Origin of the sequence: Psychromarinibacter sediminicola, assembly GCF_029168335.1 — a bacterium.
Classification (GTDB): Bacteria; Pseudomonadota; Alphaproteobacteria; order Rhodobacterales; family Rhodobacteraceae; genus Psychromarinibacter; species Psychromarinibacter sediminicola.
This window is the reverse complement of sequence record NZ_JARGYC010000026.1, coordinates 32,289-46,821: the sequence shown is the minus strand read 5'-3', so window position 1 is coordinate 46,821 and position 14,533 is coordinate 32,289. Positions and strand designations below refer to the sequence as shown.

At 69.1% G+C, this 14,533-nt stretch carries 15 protein-coding genes; 5 read left to right on the top strand and 10 right to left on the bottom strand.

Annotated elements, in window-relative coordinates:
• Positions 1-28: 28 nt before the first annotated feature.
• The 3 genes from P1J78_RS11550 to P1J78_RS11540 are packed head-to-tail and all read right to left on the bottom strand — an operon-like array spanning position 29 to position 3,083.
• Positions 29-1,669, bottom strand: coding sequence for a tetratricopeptide repeat protein (locus P1J78_RS11550; protein ID WP_275567512.1), 1,641 nt, complete (start codon positions 1,667-1,669; stop codon positions 29-31).
• Entirely contained in the window at positions 1,666-2,511 is an 846-nt protein-coding gene (locus P1J78_RS11545; protein WP_275567511.1) for a GNAT family N-acetyltransferase, read from the bottom strand. The genes P1J78_RS11550 and P1J78_RS11545 overlap by 4 nt, the downstream gene beginning before the upstream one ends.
• Positions 2,512-2,519: 8 nt before the next feature.
• Positions 2,520-3,083, bottom strand: coding sequence for a hypothetical protein (locus P1J78_RS11540; protein ID WP_275567510.1), 564 nt, complete (start codon positions 3,081-3,083; stop codon positions 2,520-2,522).
• A gap of 147 nt (positions 3,084-3,230) precedes the next feature.
• On the opposite strand from P1J78_RS11540, the gene P1J78_RS11535 reads away from it, so the two are divergent.
• Positions 3,231-4,274 carry a GlxA family transcriptional regulator gene (locus P1J78_RS11535; RefSeq protein WP_275567509.1) on the top strand — a complete coding sequence of 348 codons (1,044 nt, stop codon included), beginning with the start codon at positions 3,231-3,233 and terminating at the stop codon, positions 4,272-4,274.
• Positions 4,275-4,337: 63 nt separating this feature from the next.
• On the opposite strand, the gene P1J78_RS11530 is transcribed toward P1J78_RS11535, so the two are convergent.
• From P1J78_RS11530 to argS, 6 genes are all read right to left on the bottom strand, one after another.
• A complete protein-coding gene (locus tag P1J78_RS11530) occupies positions 4,338-4,553 on the bottom strand; it encodes a hypothetical protein (protein ID WP_275567508.1) in 216 nt (71 codons plus the stop codon).
• 18 nt (positions 4,554-4,571) lie between these two features.
• Positions 4,572-5,237, bottom strand: a complete 666-nt coding sequence (scpB, locus tag P1J78_RS11525) for an SMC-Scp complex subunit ScpB (protein WP_275567507.1) — start codon at positions 5,235-5,237, stop codon at positions 4,572-4,574.
• On the bottom strand, positions 5,230-6,024 hold the full coding sequence (locus P1J78_RS11520; protein ID WP_275567506.1) for a segregation and condensation protein A: 795 nt from the start codon (positions 6,022-6,024) through the stop codon (positions 5,230-5,232). The genes scpB and P1J78_RS11520 overlap by 8 nt, the downstream gene beginning before the upstream one ends.
• Positions 6,017-7,027: a beta-N-acetylhexosaminidase gene (nagZ, locus tag P1J78_RS11515; RefSeq protein WP_275567505.1), complete on the bottom strand. Its 1,011-nt coding sequence runs from the start codon at positions 7,025-7,027 to the stop codon at positions 6,017-6,019. Before nagZ ends, P1J78_RS11520 begins: the two co-directional genes overlap by 8 nt.
• Positions 7,027-7,935, bottom strand: coding sequence for an SPOR domain-containing protein (locus P1J78_RS11510; RefSeq protein WP_275567504.1), 909 nt, complete (start codon positions 7,933-7,935; stop codon positions 7,027-7,029). Before P1J78_RS11510 ends, nagZ begins: the two co-directional genes overlap by 1 nt.
• A gap of 89 nt (positions 7,936-8,024) precedes the next feature.
• A complete protein-coding gene (gene argS / locus P1J78_RS11505) occupies positions 8,025-9,749 on the bottom strand; it encodes an arginine--tRNA ligase (protein WP_275567503.1) in 1,725 nt (574 codons plus the stop codon).
• A 188-nt stretch (positions 9,750-9,937) separates the two neighbouring features.
• On the opposite strand from argS, the gene P1J78_RS11500 reads away from it, so the two are divergent.
• Positions 9,938-10,594, top strand: coding sequence for an outer membrane protein (locus P1J78_RS11500; protein WP_275567502.1), 657 nt, complete (start codon positions 9,938-9,940; stop codon positions 10,592-10,594).
• Positions 10,595-10,654: 60 nt separating this feature from the next.
• On the opposite strand, the gene P1J78_RS11495 is transcribed toward P1J78_RS11500, so the two are convergent.
• A complete protein-coding gene (locus tag P1J78_RS11495; protein ID WP_275567501.1) occupies positions 10,655-11,809 on the bottom strand; it encodes a deoxyguanosinetriphosphate triphosphohydrolase in 1,155 nt (384 codons plus the stop codon).
• Positions 11,810-11,884: 75 nt separating this feature from the next.
• Here P1J78_RS11495 and P1J78_RS11490 point away from each other — a divergent pair, with 75 nt between their 5' ends.
• From P1J78_RS11490 to xth, 3 genes are all read left to right on the top strand, one after another.
• Positions 11,885-12,208: a HesB/IscA family protein gene (locus tag P1J78_RS11490; protein WP_275567500.1), complete on the top strand. Its 324-nt coding sequence runs from the start codon at positions 11,885-11,887 to the stop codon at positions 12,206-12,208.
• Between the two features lie 244 nt (positions 12,209-12,452).
• Positions 12,453-13,634, top strand: coding sequence for a BaiN/RdsA family NAD(P)/FAD-dependent oxidoreductase (locus P1J78_RS11485; protein ID WP_275567499.1), 1,182 nt, complete (start codon positions 12,453-12,455; stop codon positions 13,632-13,634).
• A 48-nt stretch (positions 13,635-13,682) separates the two neighbouring features.
• Positions 13,683-14,462 (top strand): exodeoxyribonuclease III, encoded by a 780-nt coding sequence (gene xth / locus P1J78_RS11480; protein ID WP_275567498.1) that lies wholly within the window; start codon positions 13,683-13,685, stop codon positions 14,460-14,462.
• Positions 14,463-14,533: the final 71 nt, after the last annotated feature.

Below are 14,533 nucleotides of genomic sequence, written 5' to 3'. Positions count from 1 at the left end.
CTTGAATTGGCCGGCAGAGCCGCCGCCCCTACGCGGCCGCCCGGCTGCGGCAGTAGCAGGACGCGCGGATCGGGACGTCGGCCCGCGCCACGGCGCGCTCCAGCAGGCGCCCCACATGCAGCGCCTCGACCGTCTCGCCCCGCCGCGTCAGGCATTCGTGCAGCCCGTGCAGGCTCCAGACATTGGCGGGATGCTGGCAGGCCCGGGCGAGCGTGTCGTCGAGCCCCAGATCGGCGCGATAGACCGCCTCGGCCTCGTCGTACCGCCCGGCATCCAGCAGGAGCGCGCCCAGCGCATGGCGCGTCGGCTGCATCCAGCCCCAGGGCTCGTCGTAGGGAAGCGAGTCGTCCAGCTCGACCGACCGCCGCAAATGCGCGAAGGCGGCGTCTGCGTCGCCCTTTTTATACGCCAGTTCGCCGCGCATCATCGCCTCGGCCACCTTGAGGATGTCCTGGCAGGTGTTGTTGAACAGCATCCGGCTGTCCGGCACCGCCGCATGGGCGGCGTCGAAGTCCCGGGCCTCGGCCTCGGCGCTTTCGATCTCGCCCTTGTTGGCCAGGGCCACCGTGCGCGCATAGCGCATGAGCGCCGTCGTCATGGCGTAAAGCGCGGTGTCCTTTGGCAGGTCCGCGGCGAGGATCTCGTCCCACATGCCGAAGCGGACCAGGACATGCATCTTCATCGGCACGAAGGATTCGAACCAGTCGGCCATCTGGCGCAGCGTGTCCTCGCCCGGGAGCGTGGCGACCAGCTCTTCGGCGGCCTCCAGCGCCGGGGCGGGCTGTCCCAGGAACATCGCGCCGTAGATCGCGAAGTGATAGTCGTGGCAGCGGTAGACGGTGTAGAAATTGTCCGCCCCCTCCCGCTCCAGCCACTTGCGGTCGGCCTCGATCGCCTTGGCGTTGCGGGCCACGACATTCTGGTAGTCGCCGCAGAGCACGTCGATATGCGTCGCCATATGGATCAGGTGCCCCCCATCGGGCACCAGCGCGGTCAGCCGGTCGCCATGGCGCAGGGCCGCTTCCGGGGTCGGCGACATCTCCATGAGGTGGATGTAGAAATGCAGCAGGCCGGGATGGTCCCAGGCGCCGGGCACGCGATCGAACGCGCGCTCCAGCACGTCGCGGGCCTCGGCCGTGTCGGCGCCCTCGGCCGGCCGGCCGGTCGACAGGTCCCAGAGCTGCCATGGCGTGCGGTTCATCATCGCCTCGGCAAAGAGCGCCGTGACGTCCGGATCCCCGGGATGCGCCGCATACACCTCGCGCATCGCGTCGGCATAGGCGTCGAGCCAGGGGCCGATATCCTCGACGGGCGCATCCGGAAACCGCCGGGCGACCGCGTCGATCAGCGCCCGTTCGACCGGGGGCAGACCGCCGGTCAACGCCTGCGCCGCCACGACCGCCGCGCGCGCCGTGGCGACCGCCTCCTCCCGCTCCTCCGGCTCCATCTCGCCCCAGGGCTGGTTGTAGTTGGGCCCGGAGGCGGCCGCGATGCCCCAATGCGCCATCGCGCATCCGGGATCGGCCGCCAGGGCCTCACGAAAGCACGCAATCGCCGCCTCGTGATTGTAGCCGTAAAGCCAGATCAGTCCGCGGTCGAACCAGCGCTGCGCATCCTCCGAAGCCGTGGTGATCCTGCGGCTGTAGCGTCCAAGGTCGTAATAGGTCACGATGATGCTCCTTTCCCGTCGCCTTGCACCGGCTGCCAGGCCGCCCGCACATGGGCCTCGGCAAAGCCGCATTTCCGGATATTGGCGTAGGAATGCTGTGGATCGCCTTCCACCGCGACACCGGTGCAGGTGTAGATCCGCCTGCAGCCCATCTCCAGCGCCGCGCGCACCCGATGGGCGAGGTTGGCGGTCTGCGCGCCGCGGCCCCGGTAATCCGGCGCGGTGGCGCCGAAATCGGTGAAGGCCGCCCCGTCCGAGACGAACACCGCCCCGGCGCCGGCCGGCCGGTCGCCCGCCCAGGCGAGATAGGCGTGCCAGCCTTCGGCCGCCGGCAGCCGGGCGATCCAGGGGAGCGCCGCGTCGCCCAGGTCGAAGGCGTCGCAGACGATCCGGGCAAAGGCGTCGCCGTCGTCCGGCGCCGCCTTGCGGATGGTGAACTCGCATTCGACATCCGGCACCGGCGCGTCGCGGCCGCGCTCGAACTTCTGCCAGGCGCGGGCGCGCTCCAGGCCGGCGGCCCGGCAGAGCGGCGCGACGCGATCGTCCGACGTGGCGGGATCGGGCTGCAGGAAGAAACGCCGGACGCCGGCGCCGCGATACAAGTCCACGGCCGCCCGCACGTCGCCCACCTGCGGCGGGCGCGCGCGGCCCAGCCCCATCATCCGGTTGATCGTGATGGCAGAGGCGGGCAAGGCCCCGGCGACGGAGGCCACCCCGTCGGCCACCTCGACAAGCCGCAGCCCGAGCCGGTCGCGGAGCGGCCCGTCGGCCGCCCCGTGCAGCGCGGAAAGCGCTGCAAGCTCGATTGTCTCGGCGTCGCGCATATGGTCCTGGTGTGTCATGGCATGGCTCACATCGACGGGATGTCGAACCGGACCTTAACACCGCCATGCGCGTGGAAGCCCAGAAAAGTCTGCTCGATCACCGCGTCATCGCCATAGGCGCCGGTCGCGCCGGTGATCGGGCGGGGCTTCGCCTCGCCCACGACATTGTATTCCGGCCCCTGGCTGACGATCACCGCGTCGCTGTCCTCGAAATGATAGACCTGCCGGCTGACGAGCCAGGCCCCGGCCTCGGTATGCGCGCCCTCGCCCACGAACCAGCCGCTGCAGGTCCAGGTGCCGAGGACCTTGTCGGGATGGGTCGGTGCGCCGTCCTCGGTGACGCCCGGCCCGTCGTCCAGCGTGCCGGCGGGGTAGATATAGCCCTGGGTGACGAAGGCCGTGCCATGCGCCGGCATGCCGTCATCATGCACCGGCGCCTCGTCGAAGACGAAGCGGGTGTGATCCTCGGCCACGTCGAATTCGGTGATCCTGTCGGCGGGGCCGGCCGCGGCCGCGGTCAGCCCGGGGCCGAGGATCAGGGCGGCCGGTCCAAACCCCTTTCGGATGGATGTGGTCAGTCCGCAGGTCATGGTCTCCTCCTTTCGTTTGCGGGCTTTCGGTGCGGGCTTTCGGTGCGGGTGCGCCGTTGGGCCTGCACCCTTTCCGGTTGTGCCAATAATGCCGGACCCGCTATCCTGAACCAGATGCGGAAAGGCCGGAAACAGGTCGATCGTGCCATGCCGGAGCCAGATCAGCTGACCATCGCGGTCGTGGTGACGCCCGAGGTCACCGCCTCGACCGTATTCGGGATCTACGACATGTTCGCCTCGGCCGGGCGCGACTGGGCCTTTCTGACCCGGGGCGAGGCGGGACCGCGGCGGGCCCGGACGATCCTGGTGGCGCGCCGTGCCCGGCCCGTGCAGGTCGCCAACGGCGTCTGGCTGCGGCCCGAGGCGAGCTTTCGCAACTGCCCGCTGCCCGACATCGTCTATGTGCCGGAGCTCTTCGTGCCCGCCGAGGCGCCGCCCGGCGGCCGGTTCGGGCCCGAGCGGCGCTGGCTCCGGCACTGCCACGCGCGGGGCGCGACGCTGACTTCGGCCTGTTCCGGCACGCTGATGCTGGCCGAGGCCGGGCTCCTCGACGGGCAGGCCGCCACGACGCATTGGGCCTATTGCGACGGCCTGGCCGCGCGGCATCCGGAGATCGACGTACAGCCCAACCGCTTTCTCGTGGCCTCCGGCGAAGGCCAGCGGATCATCACCGCGGGCGGCGTGACGTCGTATCTCGACCTGGGCCTGTTCCTGATCGCCCGGTTCTTCGGTGCCGAAGAGGCGATGCGGGTGGCGCGCAGCTGGCTGATCGACTGGCACAGCGAGGGGCAGCTGCCCTTCGCCTCGCTGGCCCGCGCCGCGCAGACGCGCGACGGGCAGATCGCCGAGATGCAGGACTGGATCGCCGAGCACTACGCGGACCCCGCACCCGTGGCGCAGATGGTCGGGCGGAGCGGGTTGTCCGAGCGCACCTTCAAGCGCCGGTTCAAGCAGGCGACGGGCCTGCCGCCGCTGGACTACGTCCACTCGATCCGGCTGGAGGAAGCCAAGCAGATGCTCGAAACCACGGGCCAGTCGGTGGAGGAGATCGCCGTCGCGGTCGGATACGAGGATGACAGCTTCTTCCGCCGGCTGTTTCGCCGCAAGGTCGGCCTGACCCCGCGCGCCTATCGCCAGCGGTTCCAGTCGGTCCGCGTGGCGCTGCTCGCGGCGGAGAACGGGGGGCGCTGAGCGGTCCCCGGCCGCGAGGGACGGCCGGACTCGGGCGCCGCGTCGCGCGCCGCCGGCGCCCTGTCAGAACCGGCCGATCCGTCGGCCCACCCGCATCGCCTTTTTCGCGCGGCGCGCGGTGTCGCGGCCGGCCTTGCTCTGCTCTCTGGCGGCGTCGGGATCCTCCGGCGCGCCCTTTCGGCTTCGCGACATCCGGTCCATCCCGGCGTCGATGCCGCGGCTCAGCACCTTCCGGAAGAACAGCCGCATCACCATGTTGACGATCTGGTTGGCGTTCATCGCTGCGCCTCCCCTTTCCTATTCGAACATCTCGCCCTGATCCGTCTCGGGCACGCCCTCGTCGTCGTCCGCGTCGCCGCCCTGCCCGCCGGCCAGCGGCCCCATCGGCGGGCGGCTTTCCAGAAGCCCCGCCTCGCGCAGTTCCTTCAGCCCCGGCAGATCGCGCGCGCTTTCCAGCCCGAAGTGGTCGAGGAACGTGTCGGTGACAACATAGGTGACGGGCCGGCCCGGCGTCATCCGGCGGCGGCCGAACCGTATCCATTCCAGCTCCAATAGCTGGTCGACGGTGCCTCTGGACACGGAGACGCCACGGATCTCCTCGATTTCGGCCCGCGTGACGGGCTGGTGATAAGCGACGATGGCCAGCGTCTCGATCGCGGCGCGCGAGAGCTTGCGGGTCTCGACGGTCTCCTTCTGCATCAGGAATCCGAGATCGGGCGCGGTGCGCAGCGCCCAGGCGTCGCCCACCCGCACGAGCTGGACGCCCCGGCCCTCGTAGCGTTTCTTCAGGTAGACCAGCGCCTCGGCCGCGTCGGCGCCGTGGGGCATGCGGGAATTCAGCTCGGCCACGGTCACCGGGTCGGCGGAGGCGAACAGGATCGCCTCGACCATGCGCTCCTGCTCGGCCATGGGCGGCGCCTCGAACAGGCTCTGTTCCTCGTCGTGCTCGGTCTCGTCAGTCATCTCGGCGCTCCCGGCGGCGCAGCTGCAGGGGGGCGTAGGTGTCGGACTGCCGGATCTCGGCATGCCCTTCCTTCACCAATTGCAGCGAGGCGGCGAAGGTCGCGGCGGTGGCCGAGCGGCGCAGGCCCGGGTCGCTCTCCCAGCCCTCGGGGAGGTAGCTGGACAGGTCCGTCCACTCGCCCGCGAAGCCGATCAGCGGGCGCATCCGGTCGAGCGCCTGTTCCAGCGTCAGGATGCGGTCGCGGTCCATCGTGTAGGGGCGGAACTCGTCCTTGGTGCGGATGCGGGCATAGGCCTGCATCAGGTCGAGAAGCGTCGCGGTGTAGTGGACGCGGCGCACCCGCTCCATCGTCTCGGGCACGCCGCGGGGGAAGAAATCGCGGCCCTTCTGGTCGCGGCCCATCAGGCGCGCGGCGGCGTCGCGCATCGCCTCCAGCCGTTCGAGCTGAAACGCGAGATGGGCGGCGAGGTCCTCGCCCGTCGGCCCCTCCTCCTCGGGGTCGGGGGGCAGCAGCAGGCGGGATTTCAGGAAGGCGAGCCAGGCGGCCATCACGAGGTAGTCGGCGGCCAGTTCGATGCGCAGCTCGCGCGCCTTCTGGATGAAGCCCAGGTATTGTTCGGCCAGTTGCAGGATCGAGACCTTACGCAGGTCGACCTTCTGGGTGCGCGACAGCGTCAGCAGCAGGTCGAGCGGGCCCTCGAACCCGTCCACGTCGACGATCAGCGCCTCGGCCGCGCGGCGGGCCTCGACGCTGGTCACGTTCTCGAAATCGTGGTCCTCACCCATGCACCCGGCCGTTCAGAAGCGCCTCAAGCTCCGCCTCCGCCGCCGCGATGTCAATGGGGGCGGGCGCCGAGCGGACCGCCAGCGCCGCCTCTGCGCGGAGCATCGCCGTGCCGGAGAGCCGGCCGGCGGCGCCCACGACCCGTTCCATCTCGTCGAGATGCCCGGTGCAGTGCAGCACCAGGTCGCAGCCGGCCTTCAGCGCCGCGGCGCTGCGCGTGGCGAGGTCGCCCGACAGCGCCTCCATCGAGATGTCGTCGGTCATCAAAAGGCCGGAGAAGCCCAGCTCCTCGCGGATCAGGCGCAGGACCGTCGGAGAGGCGGTGGCGGGGCGGTCGGGGTCGAGCGCGGTGTAGACGATATGCGCCGTCATCGCCATCGGCAGGTCGGCAAGCGCGGCGAAGGGGGCGAAGTCGTGGGCGCGCAGGGTCTCGGCGGCGGCGGTGACGACCGGTAGCGACAGGTGGCTGTCCACGAGCGCGCGGCCATGGCCCGGCATGTGCTTGAGAACCGGCAGCACGCCGCCGGCGCGCAGCCCCTTCGCCACGGCGCGGGCGGCGGCGGTCACCGTGTCGGGGTCGGTGCCATAGCAGCGGTTGCGCAGGACCGGGTGGGTGTCCGGCTCCGCCAGGTCGCAGCAGGGGGCGCAGTTCACGTCGATGCCGACGGCGCGCAACTCCTCGGCGATCAGGCGATAGCGCAGCTCCATCGCGCGCGGCGCGTCGTCGCCGGCGCGCGCCATCTGGTCGAGGGGCGGCAGCCACTGGCGCCAGTGCGGCGGACCCATCCGCTGGACCCGGCCGCCTTCCTGGTCGATCAGCACCGGCGCGTCGCGGCCCACCGCGTCGCGCAGGGCCGAGGTCAGCCGCCGCACCTGGTCGGGGGTCTGCAGGTTGCGCGCGAAGAGGATGAAGCCCCAGGGCTGCGCCTCGGCGAAGAAGGCGCGCTCGCGCGGGGTCAGCCGCGGGCCGTCGCAGCCCAGGATGGCTGCGGACAGCCCGGCCATCAGCGTGCCACGACCGGGATGCAGGGCTGGCTTTGCGCCACGAAGGCCGAACAGAAGCGCCGCGCGTCGGAGATGTCGGCAAAGCCCATCGCCCGCAGGCGGTAGAAGGTCTTGCCGCCGGAGACCGCCTTTTCGATGACGCGCTTCTTGTCGGTCAGGAAATCGGTGAAGCGCTCGTCCATCCGGCCCCAGGCCGCGCGCGCCTCGTCGGCGCTGGCATAGGCGCCGAACTGCACCAGCCGGGTGCCGGAGGTGACTTCGGCGGGGTCGACCTCGACCGGCGTCGCGTTGACCGATCCCGCGACGCTCTCGGCCACGGCCTCGGCCGTCGCGTCCAGCCGCGCGGGGCGCGGGCGCGGGATGACCGAGCGGGCCACGCCGGGCACGCTCTCGGGGATGGTCTGGATCGGCTCGTGCTCTTCGGCCATCTCCGGAGACTCGATCGGCGCCGACAGCGGCGTCACGCCCTCGGTCATCTCGTCGGCGAGCGCCAGCATGTCCGGCCCCTCGCCGGCGTCGTCCCCGGCGTCGTCCCCGGTGTCGTCCCCGGCGGCCGTGGCCGGCGACTGGTCTTCCTCTTCCAGGTCCAGCGGCGGCGGCGCCAGCACCAGCCGGTCGGCCGGCCCCTCGGCCACGCCCTCGGCGGCGACGTTGTTCACCGCGAGCCCCTGGTGGTCGGCCTGTTCGCCGCCCGGGTCGTCCGGCGTCACCCGCATCGGCCCCTCCAGCGCACGTACAACCGGCACGCCGGTCATGTCCCGCACCGCCAGTTGATAGCCCCAAAGGCCCAGCCCGCCGATCAATGCCACCGACATCAATGCGCCGCTCCAGGTCAGAACCGCCCCGATCAGCCCGCCACGGGATACGGGGTCCGGTTCTGCGCCTGCGCCCAGATACAAATCCGCCATGTCTGCCTCACTGCCCAGAGGCGCCGCGCCGGCGCCCTTGGTTCATTCTTGCCTGCGTTCGACCCTTGGCCGGCCGGGGCGCCTGTTTGTCAGCGCATTTCCTCGACCGGGGTCACGCCCAGAATACCAAGACCGGCCGAAATAACAACGCCGACGGCCCGTGGCAGGGCGATTTTTTCCGCAGAGGCAACCGGATCGCCCTCCTGCAGGAAGCGCAGGGCGGTGTTCTCGTTGCCCTTGTTCCAGAGCGTATGGAACTCGGAGGCGAGATCGTAGAGGTAGAAGGCGATGCGGTGGGGCTCGTGGCCGCGCGCGGCGATCTCGACGAGGCGCGGCCATTCGGCGAGCTTCTTGGCAACGGCCAGCTCCGCCTCGTCCTCCAGCTTCGGCCTGTCGGTCAGCGCGACCCCCTGCTCCGCCGCCTTGCGCAGCACCGAATGTACCCGGGCATGCGCGTATTGCACGTAGAAGACGGGGTTGTCCTTGGACTGCTCCAGCACCTTGTCGAAGTCGAAGTCCAGCGGCGCGTCGTTCTTGCGGGTCAGCATGACGAAGCGGGTGACGTCGGGGCCGACCTGATCGACCACGTCGCGCAGGGTCACGAAGTTGCCGGCGCGCTTGGACATCTTGAACGGCTCGCCGTTCTTGTAGAGCCGCACGAGCTGCGTCAGCTTGATGTCGAGCGGCACCTTCTGGTCCGACAGCGCGGCGACGGCGGCCTTCATCCGCTTGACATAGCCGCCATGGTCCGCACCGAACACGTCGATCAGCTGGTCGAAGCCGCGGCTGACCTTGTCGTAGTGATAGGCGATGTCGGGGGCGAAATAGGTCCAGGACTCGTCCGACTTGCGGATCGGCCGGTCGACATCGTCGCCGTAGTCGGTGGAGCGGAACAGCGTCTGCTCGCGCGGCTCCCAGTCCTCGGGCAGCTTGCCCTTGGGCGGCTCCAGCGTGCCGCGATAGATCAGGCCCTTGGCGTCGAGATCGTCGATCGCCGCCTCGATCCGGCCGGTGCCGTAGAGCGATTTTTCGGAGAAATAGACATCCATCGACACGCCCAGCGCGGCAAGGTCGGCGCGGATCATCTCCATCATCTTGTCGGTGGCGAAGTCGCGGACGTCGGCGAGCCACTCCGCCTCGCCCTTGTCCAGCAGGCTCTCGCCGTATGTCTCCTTCAGCGCCTCGCCCACGGGGATCAGGTATTCGCCGGGATAGAGCCCCTCGGCGATCTCGGGCGCCTGGCCGCAGGCCTCGCGATAGCGCTCGTAGGCCGAGCGCGCCAGCACGTCGACCTGCGCGCCGCCGTCGTTGATGTAGTATTCGCGGGTCACGGCATAGCCGGCATGGTCCAGCAGGCTCGCCAGCGCGTCGCCGAACACGGCGCCCCGGGTGTGGCCAACATGGAGCGGCCCGGTGGGGTTGGCCGAGACGTATTCCACGTTGACGGTTTCTCCCTGCCCCATGGTCGAGCGGCCATAGGCCTCGCCGTCGGCCAGCACGCCCTCGACGAGCCCGGCCCAGACGCCCTGCGCCAGCCGCAGGTTCAGAAAGCCGGGGCCGGCGACCTCGGCCGTGGCGATCCGGTCGTCGTCGCCCAGCGCCGCGGCCAGGGCCTCGGCGATGTCGCGCGGTTTCATCCCCGCCGGCTTGGCCAGCACCATCGCGGCGTTGGTCGCCATGTCGCCATGCGCGGGATCGCGCGGCGGCTCGACGGCCACGTTCGCCAGATCCAGCCCGCCGGGCAGAGCGCCCGACTCGGCCAGCCCCGCCAGCCGGTCCAGGACAAGGTCGCGAATGTCGGAAAACAAGTTCATATGCGCCCCCGGGATTAAAGCCCGGCTGCTGTAGCAGAGGCAGAGGGCAGGTCAAGCGCGCGAATGTGGCAAAAATGCTCCGCAAGGCCGGCGAAGACATTCAGACGGGCGTTGTGATTTGTGTCTCAAAAGCCACGGGCGCAAACTGCATTTACGAAAGGTCAACCTTTCTAAGAATGGAGAACAAAATGCTACGGAACTTCTGTGCGGCGCTGGCGGTCGTTTCAGGAACCGCCGCTTGGGGCGGCAATCTTATCGTGGTCCCCGACGATCCGCATCCCCCGGCGCCGCCCGCGGTCACTATAACGGACTGGTCCGGGGTGTATGCGGGGGTCGGACTAAGCTACGACATGATGACCGTCGAAGACCTCTCCTTCGGAACCGGCGAGTTCGACGCCAACGGGGCCGGCCTATTCGGGTTCGTCGGCTATAACTTCCAGGCCGGCCGTTGGGTGTTCGGCCCGGAGTTGCGCGCGACTGCGTCCTGGATCGAAGGGACCGATATCTTCATGGATCCCTTCAAGAACGAATGGTCTGCCGAGGCGCGCGGTCGGCTCGGGTACACCGTGGGCAAAACGCTGCCTTTCTTCTCTGCCGGCTATATAGCGTCAGGTTTCAGCGCCGATCATGACGGAGGCGGCGTCAACCTGGCAAATGACACGTTCTCGGGCTTTACTCTCGGTGTTGGGATCGACGTGATGCTCGGCAACAACACGTTCCTGCGCGCTGAGTACCAGCACATCGAATACGACGATGACCAGTTGGTGTTCTTCGGCGGCACCGACCCACACGACACCACTGCTTCAAGCGACCGCATCTCCGTGGGCTTCGCGAAGAAATTCTGAACGAATTCAGGTGCCACAGCAGTAAGAAATCCTGCTGTGGCACTTGGCTCGGCATATCTCTTAGCTCCGGTCGAACGAGAGGCTCTCGAGCCGCTCCCATTCCTGCAGCGCGAAGCGGTCGGTCATCCCCGAGATATAGTCGGACACGATCCGCGCCAGCGCCGTCTCGTCGCGCGCCTCGGCCACTTCCTTGCGCCACTGCTTCGGCAGTTCCTCGGGATGCGCCATGAAGAACGGGAACAGCCCCTCGACCGTCTTCGTCACCCTGCTGCGCATCTTCACCACGTCCGGGGCGCGGTACATCCGGTGATAGAGGAATTTCCGCGTGACCTGGAGCTGCTCCCAGATCTCGTCGGAGAACCGCACCATCGGCCGGCCGGCCCGGCGGATGTCGTCGGGCGTGACCGGTTGCAGCTCCTTGAGCCGCCCCTTGGCCTGGGTCACGACATCGTCCACCAGCGTGCCGAAGAACCGCCGCAGCGCCACATGCCGGCGCCGGTAGAGGTTCAGCCCGGGATACTTCGCGTCCACCGCGGCGAAACAGCCGTCCAGGAGCGGCAGTTCGGCCAGCTCGTCGGTCGAGAACAGCTCGGCCCTGAGCCCGTCATGCAGGTCGTGGCTGTTATAGGCCACGTCGTCGGCCAGCGCGGCGACCTGCGCCTCGGCGCTGGCATGGGTGTGAAGCTCCAGGTCGTGGCGGGCGTTGTACTCGGCCAGCGCATAGGGCACCGGCCCCGCCACCGGACCGTTGTGTTTGGCAATGCCTTCAAGGGTTTCCCAGGTGAGGTTCAACCCGTCGAAATCGGCATAGTGCCGCTCCAGCGACGTGACGATCCGAATCGCCTGCGCGTTGTGGTCGAAGCCGCCATAGGGCGCCATCAGCTTTTGCAGCGCATCCTCGCCGGTATGGCCGAAGGGCGGGTGGCCCAGGTCATGTGCCAGCGCAACGGCTTCCGTCAGGTCGATGTTCAGCCCCAGCGCGGCGGCGATGGTGCGGGCGACCTGCCCGACCTCGATGGAATGGGTCAGGCGGGTGCGGAAATAGTCGCCCTCGTGCTCGATGAAGACCTGGGTCTTGTGCTTCAGCCGGCGGAACGCCGACGAATGGATGATCCGGTCGCGGTCGCGCTGGTAGCAGTCGCGAAACCGGCTGGGTTCCTCGTCGAAAAGCCGCCCGCGCGAGGTTTCCTCCCGCGCCGCGTATGGCTGAAGCATCTGCCCGTCCTTGTCGCACTGTCCCGGCGCTCATATATTCGGTTCAGCGTCAGAATGATACCGCCGGAGTGTGACATGCTGGTACCGCCCAAGGTGACCGACCGCGCCTATGCCCGCCTCGCCGAGATCGGCGCCGCGTCGCAGGGGAAAGCCCTGCGCGTCGCCGTCGAGGGCGGCGGCTGTTCCGGCTTCCAGTACGATATCTCGCTGGACGAGCCGGACGAGGAGGATCTGGTGCTGGAGAACGCCGGCCAGAAGGTCATCGTCGACAGCGTGTCCCTGCCGTTTCTTGCGGATGCGGTGATCGACTTCACCGAGGAACTGATCGGCGCGCGCTTCGTGATCGAGAACCCGAACGCCACGTCCTCCTGCGGCTGCGGGACGTCGTTCTCGATCTGAGCGGGGGCGAGACGCGCGCTTGACAGAGCCACCGGCTGCGCCATCCGGGGGTCGATGACGCGAAACGCGCGTACGGCCCCTCCCGCCATTCGCCTTCGATCCGTTCCCCGGCCGCGGAATAGAGATGCCTGTGCCTGGCGCACAGCACCAGGTCGGTCCGGTCGGACATGTCCCCCAGGATCGCGCCCCTCCCCCGGCCGACAAGCCCTTGCACCGCGCGCCGACCTTCGGCACAGGACGCGCGATGCACCACCCCACGATCATCCTCGGCGCCGGCGCGGCCGGTCTGATGGCGGCGGCCCATGCCGGACCGGGCACGCTGGTGATCGACCACGCGAAGGCGCCGGGCGAGAAGATCCGGATTTCCGGCGGCGGGCGGTGCAATTTCACCAACCTCTATGCGGGGCCGGAAAATTTCCTCTCCGAAAACCCGCATTTCTGCAAGTCGGCGCTGGCGCGCTACACCCAGTGGGATTTCATCGACCTCGTCGGCCGGCACGGCATCCCGTGGCACGAGAAGGTGCTTGGGCAGCTGTTCTGCGATACCTCCGCCAAGGACGTCATCGCGATGCTGCTGGCGGAGATGCGCCGCGCCGGGGCGGAGATGCGCCTGCAGGCCGAGGTACAGGAGGTCGCGCACGGGCCGGAGGGGTTCACGCTGACCACCGGGGCCGGCGTTCTGACCTGCGACAGCCTCGTGATCGCCACCGGCGGCAAGTCGATCCCGAAGATGGGGGCCAGCGGCTTCGCCTACCGCGTGGCCGAGCAGTTCGGGCATAGGGTGACCGAGACGCGGCCGGCGCTGGTGCCGCTCACCTTCGGGCCGGACGTGCTTTCGCTGACGAAACCGCTGGCGGGCGTGTCGCTGCCGGCGCGGGTGGCGTGCGGGGCCACTTCCTTCGAGGAGGCGCTGCTGTTTACGCATCGCGGGCTGTCGGGGCCGGCGATCCTGCAGATCTCGTCCTACTGGCGGGAGACGAAGCCGATCTCGGTCGATCTTCTGCCCGGCACCGATGCCCTCGCCGCCCTGAAAGAGGCGCGCAGGGCGAACGGCCGCCGCGCCGTGGGCACCGCGCTGGCGGAGCTGCTTCCGACGCGGCTGGCGGCGGGCTGGGCCGAGGCGCAGGGCCTGACCGGGCAACTGGCGAACACGCCCGACGCGCGGCTGGCGGAGGTCGCCAGGGGTCTGCAGGACTGGCAGCTGACGCCCGCGGGCACCGAGGGCTATCGCACGGCCGAGGTCACGCTGGGCGGCGTGGCGACGGACGGACTCGACTCGCGGACGATGGAGTCGAAGCGCGTGCCGGGCCTCTATTTCATCGGCGAAGGCGTGGACGTGACCGGCTGGCTGGGCGGCTACAACTTCCAGTGGGCCTGGTCGTCGGGCTGGGCCGCGGGCACCGCCATCGCGGCGAAGCGGGCGTGACAAGCCGCGCGGGCTGTGGTCAATCTGACGCGAACAGCGGAGGCCCCCATGAAGATCGCCACCTTCAACATCAACGGCATCAAGGCGCGCGCGCAGGCGCTTCTGGATTGGCTGGACGAGGCCGAAGCGGATGTCGTGCTCTTGCAGGAGATCAAGTCGGTCGACGAGAATTTCCCGCGCGAGATGATCGAGGACAAGGGCTACAACGTCGAAACCCACGGGCAGAAGGGGTTCAACGGCGTGGCGATCCTGTCGAAGCTGCCGCTGGAGGACGTGTCGCGCGGGCTGCCGGGCGACGACGATGACGAACAGGCCAGGTGGATCGAGGCGACGGTGGTCGGGGACCGGGCGGTCAGGGTCTGCGGGCTGTACCTGCCCAACGGCAACCCGGCGCCGGGGCCGAAATACGACTACAAGCTCGCATGGATGGAGCGGCTGAAGGCCCGGGCCGCGGACCTTCTGGCGGCGGAGGAACCGGCGCTGATGGCGGGCGACTACAACGTCATCCCGCAGCCCGAGGACGCGAAACACCCCGACCGCTGGACCGAGGACGCGCTGTTCCTGCCGGAGACGCGCGCGGCGTTCCGCCGGATCCTGAACCTCGGATATACCGAAGCCTTCCGGGCACGGGTGCAGTCGCCCGGCCACTACTCGTTCTGGGACTACCAGGCCGGGGCGTGGCAGAACGACGACGGGATTCGCATCGACCACCTGCTGCTGACGCCGCAGGCGGCGGACCTGATGACCGGCTGCGGCATCGACAAGCATGTGCGCGACCGCGAGAAGCCCTCGGATCACGTGCCGGTCTGGATCACGCTGGAGGCGTGAAGTAGCAGGATTTTCTAGAAAATCCTGCGGTATCAAAATCTTCTAGAAGATTTTGCGCGACGCGATCTTCT